Source organism: Kitasatospora sp. NPDC054939 (genome assembly GCF_053610105.1).
In genome coordinates, this window is sequence record NZ_JBSGXP010000060.1 from 39169 (window position 1) to 45710 (window position 6542).

At 74.4% G+C, this 6542-nt stretch carries 8 protein-coding genes; 5 read left to right on the forward strand and 3 right to left on the reverse strand.

Annotated features, from left to right (window positions below; translation table 11 throughout):
• Together ACWGB8_RS18975 and ACWGB8_RS18980 are read left to right on the forward strand one after the other, a co-directional pair.
• Positions 1 to 780: an ATP-binding cassette domain-containing protein gene (locus tag ACWGB8_RS18975; protein ID WP_452214648.1), complete on the forward strand. Its 780-nt coding sequence runs from the start codon at positions 1 to 3 to the stop codon at positions 778 to 780.
• A 56-nt stretch (positions 781 to 836) separates the two neighbouring features.
• Complete coding sequence (locus ACWGB8_RS18980) at positions 837 to 2105, forward strand: sugar ABC transporter permease (RefSeq protein ID WP_452214659.1); 1269 nt, start codon at positions 837 to 839, stop codon at positions 2103 to 2105.
• A 139-nt stretch (positions 2106 to 2244) separates the two neighbouring features.
• Here ACWGB8_RS18980 and ACWGB8_RS18985 read toward each other — a convergent pair whose 3' ends face one another.
• Positions 2245 to 2865, reverse strand: a complete 621-nt coding sequence (locus ACWGB8_RS18985) for a TetR/AcrR family transcriptional regulator (protein ID WP_452214649.1) — start codon at positions 2863 to 2865, stop codon at positions 2245 to 2247.
• A 142-nt stretch (positions 2866 to 3007) separates the two neighbouring features.
• Here ACWGB8_RS18985 and ACWGB8_RS18990 point away from each other — a divergent pair, with 142 nt between their 5' ends.
• Entirely contained in the window at positions 3008 to 3679 is a 672-nt protein-coding gene (locus tag ACWGB8_RS18990) for an FMN-dependent NADH-azoreductase (RefSeq protein ID WP_452214650.1), read from the forward strand.
• 2 nt (positions 3680 to 3681) lie between these two features.
• Positions 3682 to 4002 carry a DMT family transporter gene (locus ACWGB8_RS18995; RefSeq protein WP_452214651.1) on the forward strand — a complete coding sequence of 107 codons (321 nt, stop codon included), beginning with the start codon at positions 3682 to 3684 and terminating at the stop codon, positions 4000 to 4002.
• Positions 4003 to 4103: 101 nt separating this feature from the next.
• On the opposite strand, the gene ACWGB8_RS19000 is transcribed toward ACWGB8_RS18995, so the two are convergent.
• Entirely contained in the window at positions 4104 to 4388 is a 285-nt protein-coding gene (locus ACWGB8_RS19000) for a hypothetical protein (protein WP_452214652.1), read from the reverse strand.
• 370 nt (positions 4389 to 4758) lie between these two features.
• On the opposite strand from ACWGB8_RS19000, the gene ACWGB8_RS19005 reads away from it, so the two are divergent.
• Positions 4759 to 5997: a PucR family transcriptional regulator gene (locus ACWGB8_RS19005; RefSeq protein ID WP_452214653.1), complete on the forward strand. Its 1239-nt coding sequence runs from the start codon at positions 4759 to 4761 to the stop codon at positions 5995 to 5997.
• A 44-nt stretch (positions 5998 to 6041) separates the two neighbouring features.
• Here the strand turns inward: ACWGB8_RS19005 and ACWGB8_RS19010 are convergent, their stop codons facing one another.
• Positions 6042 to 6500 (reverse strand): contact-dependent growth inhibition system immunity protein, encoded by a 459-nt coding sequence (locus ACWGB8_RS19010; RefSeq protein ID WP_452214654.1) that lies wholly within the window; start codon positions 6498 to 6500, stop codon positions 6042 to 6044.
• Between the last annotated feature and the right edge of the window lie 42 nt (positions 6501 to 6542).

The following is a 6542-nucleotide window of genomic DNA, read 5'->3' on the forward strand; positions in this document are numbered from 1 at the left end:
GTGGCAGGTGAGACCGTCCTGGCCCTGCGCGGGGTATCCAAACGGTTCGGCGCCGTACAGGCGCTCACCGACATCGAACTGGAGGTGCACACCGGCGAGGTGGTCGCACTGGTCGGCGACAACGGCGCCGGCAAGTCGACCCTGGTCAAGGCGATCGCGGGGGTGCACCAGCCGGACGAGGGCGTCATCGAGTGGAACGGCAAGCCGGTCTCCATCCACCGGCCCCAGGACGCCCAGCACCTGGGCGTGGCCACCGTCTACCAGGACCTCGCGCTCTGCGACAACCTCGACGTGGTCGGCAATCTCTTCCTGGGCCGGGAGATCCGGCGCTTCACCGTGCTCGACGAGGTCGAGATGGAGAAGCGCTCCCGGGAGCTTCTGGACACCCTCTCGATCCGCATCCCCAGCGTCCGCATCCCGATCGCCTCGCTGTCCGGCGGCCAGCGCCAGGTGGTGGCGATCGCCCGAGCGCTGATCGGCTCGCCCCGGGTCGTGATCCTGGACGAGCCGACCGCCGCGCTCGGCGTCGAGCAGACCGCGCAGGTGCTCGACCTGGTCGAGCGGCTGCGCGAGCGCGGTCTCGGCGTGATCCTGATCAGCCACAACATGGCGGACGTCATGGCGGTCGCGGACACCGTCGCGGTCCTGCGCCTCGGGCGCAACAACGGCGTCTTCGCGCGGCGCGCCACCACCCAGGAAGAGATCATCTCGGCCATCACCGGCGCCACGGACAACGCGGTGACCCGCCGGCAGGCCCGCGGTTCGGAGGGCTCCCAGTGAGCGACAACACGCCGGGCGGCGAGCAGCGCCGCCACGTCCCCCTGCCCGAGGACAGCATGCCGCGCGGGGGCGTCAACGCCCCCGTGCCGGTGGCGCCCGAGGCCACCCCGGCCGTCGACCCGCGGCTGATCGTCCGGCAGGAGGGCCTCAAGGGCTACCTCGGGGAGTTCCGCCGCCGGCTGAGCAGCGGTGAACTCGGCTCGCTGCCGGTCGTGCTCGCCCTGATCGTGATCTGGGCCGTGTTCGGCAGCCTCAACAGCAGCTTCCTGTCCGCGCAGAACCTCTCCAACCTGTCGCAGCAGATCGTCGGCACCGGCATGATCGCGATCGGTGTCGTCTTCGTGCTGCTGCTCGGCGAGATCGACCTGTCGGTGGGCTCGGTCAGCGGCCTGTGCGCGGCGATCTTCGCGGTCTTGAACGTCACCCACGGCGTGAACGAGTGGGTGGCGCTGATCGTGGCCATCGCCGGCGGCGCCGTCGTCGGCCTGATCCAGGGCCTGTTCTTCGCCAAGGTCGGGGTGCCCGCCTTCGTGGTCACCCTCGCGGGCAACCTGGGCTGGAACGGCGCCATGCTGCAGATCCTCGGCTCCAGCGGCACGGTCAACCTCTCCGGCAACGACATCGTCTCGAAGCTGTACAGCACCATCTACGGACAGCAGATCGCCGCGTACGGCGCGGCGTTCATCGGTGTCGCGCTGTTCCTGGCCGCCTCGCTGTTCGACGCCCGCCGCCGCAGGAACGCCGGGGTGCCCTCCCGGCCGCCGCTGGACATCGCGCTGCGGACGGCCGTGCTGGCGATCATCGCCTTCCTCGCGGCGTACACGCTCAACCAGTACAAGGGGCTCCCGCTGGCCCTGCTGATCTTCCTGATCTTCATCGTCGTCCTGGACTTCGTGCTGCGCCGAACCTCGTACGGACGCCAGGTGTTCGCGCTCGGCGGCAATATCGAGGGTGCCCGCCGGGCCGGTATCAACGTCTCCTGGATCCGGATCAGCGTCTTCACGATCTGCTCGACCATGGCGGGTATCGGCGGTCTCTTCCTGGCCGCGCAGATCCAGTCGGCCAGCCAGACGTCCGGCGGCGGCAACCTGCTGATGAACGCCATCGCGGCGGCGGTCATCGGCGGCACCAGCCTCTTCGGCGGGCGCGGTACGACCTGGTCGGCCCTGCTCGGTGCGCTGGTGATCGGCTCGATCCAGTCGGGCATGAACATCCAGGGCCTCAGCAACGCCATCCAGTTCATGATCACGGGTGCGGTCCTGCTGGCCGCGGTGGTCATCGACTCCCTGGCCCGCCGCACCCAGCAGGCCGCGGGCCGGGCCTGACCCCAGCGTCTGCGCCGACCACGTCCGGCCGAGGTCCCTCGACCTCGGCCGGACGTGGTCGGCCGGTCGGCCGTCGGGGAGCCGGCGCAGCGACGAGCGCAGGAGGGCCGGCACGGCCGCCAGGGCTCGTCCGACGCCGCTATCCGGCCCGGGGGCGCGGGGCGAGGGTCGCGTGGGCGAGGGTGGCCAGGGCGGCGGCGATGCGGTCGGGGGTGAGGCCGGCGGCGCGCTGGTGGCGGAAGAGTTCGGGGGCGAGCGGGGCGAGCAGCTGGTCGGCGAGGGTGTCCGGGTCGGGCAGGCCGGCCTGCCGGGCGAGGTGGGCGACGTGCAGCCGCCAGAAGCCGTAGGCGCCGGTCCGGTAGCGGGCCTCGCCGGTCTCGGCGCCGAGCACCAGGTGGACGTGGGTCTCCAGCAGGTCGACCATCGCCGCGTAGAAGGCGGCCAGCCGGTCGGCCGGCGCGGGCGGCGGCGCACCGGCCGGGCCGGGGCCGAGCGGCGGGGGCCCGCCCAACAGGCGTTCCTGGAGGGCCCGTTCGTGCGCGTCGAGCAGGGCCCGGGCGATCGAGGCGCGGTCGGGGTAGCGGCGGTAGAGGGTTCCGCGGCCGATGCCGGCGGCCTTGGCGATGTCGTCCATGGTGACGGCGGTCGGATCGCCCTCGGCGAAGAGCCGCTCGGCGGCGGCCAGGACCTTGGCGCGGTTGCGGGCCGCGTCGGCCCGCTCGCGCGGCGGGCGGCCGTCGGCCAGCGGGAGTTCGGTCATGACCCAAAGCCTAGGCGGCAAGTGGACACATCGTCCACTTGCTGCCTACAGTGCTGCCCGGAGGCAAGCGGACACAGTGTCCACTTGCGCTCCCCGTCCGGCCCGCCCATGCCCGACCACCCCACCCGGAGGCGAACCCGCCATGTCCCGACTCCTGCACCTGGACAGCAGCGCACGCACCGACTCCTTCTCCCGCCGCCTCGGCGCGGTGTTCACCACGGCCTGGCACCACGCCGGCGGCGGCGAGGTCGTCCACCGCGACCTCGCCGCCGCACCCGTGCCACCGATACGCGAGGGCTGGACGCACCTCTGCGACACCCTGCTGCGCGAGGGCATCACCGACATCGCGCGCTACCCGGAGGCCGTCCGCACCGAGCCGGAACGCGAGGCCTGGGAGGTCGTCCGGCCCCTGCTCGACGACCTGGTCGCGGCTGACGTCGTCCTGATCGGCGCACCGATGTACAACTTCGGCGTCCCCGCCGCGCTCAAGGCCTGGATCGACCAGGTCACCTTCCCGAAGATGGTCCTCGCGCCCCGCAGGTTCGTCGTCGTCGCCGGGCGCGGCGGCGCCTACGGACCGGGCACCCCGCGCGAGCCCTTCGACCACCACGGCCGCTACCTGCTCGACTTCTTCCGCGGCCACTACGCGGTGGAGGACGGCGAGGTCGTCGCCGCCGAACTGGTCAACTCGCTGGTCGACCCGCTCCTGGCCGAGCACCGCGGCCGGCACCTGGACTCCGAGGCCGCCGCGCTCCAGCGGGCCGCCGAACTGGGCCGGGAACTCGCCGGCCACCGCATCCCGAGGGAGGGCTGACCGTGCCCTGGATCTGGCTGCTCGCCGCCGGCGCCGTCGAGGTCGCCTGGGCGCAGTCCATCAAGCCGACCGAGGGGTTCACCCGGATCCCGCAGACCCTGCTCTGCTTCGCCCTCATGGTCGGCGCCGTCTACCTGCTCTCCCGCGCCCTCCAGGACCTCCCGGTCGGCACCGGCTACGCCGTCTTCACCGGCATCGGCACGATCGGGGCCGTCCTCACCGGGCTCGTGCTGCGGCACGAGACGCCGTCCCCCGCCGCCGTCGCGGGCCTCGCCCTGATCACCGTCGGCATGGTCACCGTCCACCTCGGCACCGCAGACTGACCACCGGGCCCACACCGGGCCGCGCCGGGGCCGAAGCCGGGCCGAACCGGAAGCGAACCGGAAGCGAACCGGGAATCAGGCGCAGCAGGCCCGGCCGGCGATCAGGCCCAACCGGAGAGCGGCGTCCAGAGCGAGGCGTGCGCGGCGAGGACGTCCACCCCGGCCCCGCGGCGGCGGAGCAGCGCCCGGTCGGTCCCGGCCCGGGCCACCGCGGCGGCGACCGCCTGGGCCGGGGTGTGGCCGCGGACGGCGAAGCTCTGGGTGCCGCGGCGGTCGGCCGAACGGGTCGGCATGCTGACCAGCCACAGCGGCGCGGCGGCGGTCGGCGCGCCGTCGTCGGGCGGTGCGGTGGCGCAGCGGCTGGGTCGGGGGTTCGCGAGGGCCAAGACGCTCCCTGTCGGTGGCTGTGTTCCCGGGTGGACGGTGCGGTATCGGGCGGGGCGCTCACCCGGTGACCCGCCGGACGAAGGCGAGCACCTCGACCAGCTGGTTACCGGCCAGTAGGGTTCCGCCGGCCTCCATCATCGCGCCGCGGTCCGCACCTGGGCACCGGGCCCGCGCCCAGACTTCCGGGGGCCGGTGTTGTGACGGGTCACAGAACCCGGCCCGACCCGTGGCACCCGTGCCCACCTGCAGTGCCGTGGGCCGCCGCCTGCGGCGCAGCACACCACCCGACCGTCCGCGTGCCCTTATCCTTGGCAGCCCACCGAGCCCCGCCGACCGGGGCCGCACACCGCATCGGAGGGCACGGTTGTGATGATCGACAGTGCGCACGACCCGACGATCGGGCCGGTCATGGCGCAGCGGCTGCTGGCCGGACTGCCCCGGTTGAAGGCCGACATCGCCGCCCGGCTGCTGACCGAGCAGCCGGTCTACTCCCGGCTGCCCGCCGAACAGCTGGAGCACGACGTCAGCCGGGTCACCGAGCAGAGCATCCGCGGCATCGCCGAGTCGCTGCGGACCGGCCGGCCCCTGGAGGCCGAGTGGCGGGCCTTCCAGCGGGCCTCGGCCGCCCGCCGGGCGGAGGAGGGCGTCCCGGTCGAGGCGGTCGTCGACGCCTACTACCTGGGCGCGCAGGTGTGCGTCGACTTCCTCGGCGAGTCCCTGCCGCCGGACCAGGTCGGCACCGCCTACCGGGTGCTGCTGACCGGCCTGCGGGTCACCGTCGCCGAGGTCACCGCCGGGTACCTGGAGGAGCGGCAGGCCCAGGTCGGCGAGAGCGGGGCCGCCCGGCAGACGATGCTCGCGGCGCTCCTGTCCGGCGCCGACATCCACACCGCCGCCCGGCACACCGGCACCGGCCTGCCGCCCGCCTACCTCGTCCTGGCGCTCGCCGTCGGCACCCACCGCGACGAACTGCGCGAGGACGTCGACACCACCGTCGCGGCCCGCCGGAAGATCCGCAGGCTCCGTGCGGAGCTGGACCGGCGGATCGGTGCCCCGGCCCTGGCCCGGCTGACGGCCGACGAGGGGCTCGCGCTGATCCCCCGCACCGGCACCGCGGACGCCGACGACCGCCGCTGGCTGGACACGGCGGTGGCCGATCTCAGCCGGGCCGCCGGGGTGCCACTGACGATCGGCACGGCGGTCTGCACGCCCGACCGGGTGCCGCAGGCCGCCCGGCTCGCCACCGAGGTCCGCGACACCGCCGTGGTCTTCCAGCGGCCGCCCGGCGCGTACCGCCTCGACGACCTGCTCATCGAGCACCAGCTGACCCGCCCCGGGGCCGCCCGCGACCACCTCGCGGCCCTGCTCGACCCGGTCGCGGACGCCCCGCACCTGCTGCCGACCCTGCGGCTGTACCTGCAGAGCAACCTGAACCGCCGCCTCGTCGCGACCCGGCAGCACGTCCACCCGAACACGGTGGACTACCGGATCCGCCGCATCGCCACCCTCACCGGCCTCAACCCCGCCGACCACAACGACCGGATCAAGCTCACCGCCGCCCTGGCCGCCCTCGACACCCGCCACCGCGAGGCCGCCGGCCTTCCCTGACCGCCACCGGACCCCGAACGGCCCGGCGACCCTTTCGCCACCGGTCAGCGGGCGGACCTCACCGCCCGGCCCGCCCGGCGCGGCGGCGCACCCGGCCCGGCGACGAAGCGGGCGAGCGTCCCGGCGGCCCCGCGCGGCAGTTCGGCGACCGCCTCCGCCGGCAGGGCCGCGACCACCGCGCCCAGCTGCACGGCGAGGTCCGGCAGCGGGGCCCAGGCCGGGTCGGGCGCCTCGACGACGGCGAGCAGCAGGTCCCCCTCGTAGAAGTAGGCGTCGAGCAGCGGCTCCGCCACCAGGAGCCGCACGGCGAGCGGCAGGACGTACGGGAGCGCCACCTGCTGCGCGACGAGCGTGCGCAGCTCCGCCGGACCGAGCGCGCCGAGCGGCATCTGCCGCAGTGCGTGCACCCGGCGGACCAGGCCGGTCGCGTCCGGGGGCGGGGGCGGCCAGCGGGGCGGGTCCAGGTCGTCGAGGGTGCGGTCGAGGTGCAGCAGTCGGTCCATGGGCCCGATTCTCGCCGGGCGTGCGGCGCACCCGGCGCCCGC

Bases quoted from the DNA above. Each gene is read 5' to 3' on its own strand.
- ACWGB8_RS19010 (WP_452214654.1), bottom strand. From the start codon at position 6,500: ATGGACCGACTGCTGCACCTCGACCGCACCCTCGACGACCTGGACCCG.
- ACWGB8_RS19005 (WP_452214653.1), top strand. From the start codon at position 4,759: ATGATCGACAGTGCGCACGACCCGACGATCGGGCCGGTCATGGCGCAG.
- ACWGB8_RS18990 (WP_452214650.1), top strand. From the start codon at position 3,008: ATGTCCCGACTCCTGCACCTGGACAGCAGCGCACGCACCGACTCCTTC.
- ACWGB8_RS18980 (WP_452214659.1), top strand. From the start codon at position 837: ATGCCGCGCGGGGGCGTCAACGCCCCCGTGCCGGTGGCGCCCGAGGCC.
- ACWGB8_RS18985 (WP_452214649.1), bottom strand. From the start codon at position 2,865: ATGACCGAACTCCCGCTGGCCGACGGCCGCCCGCCGCGCGAGCGGGCC.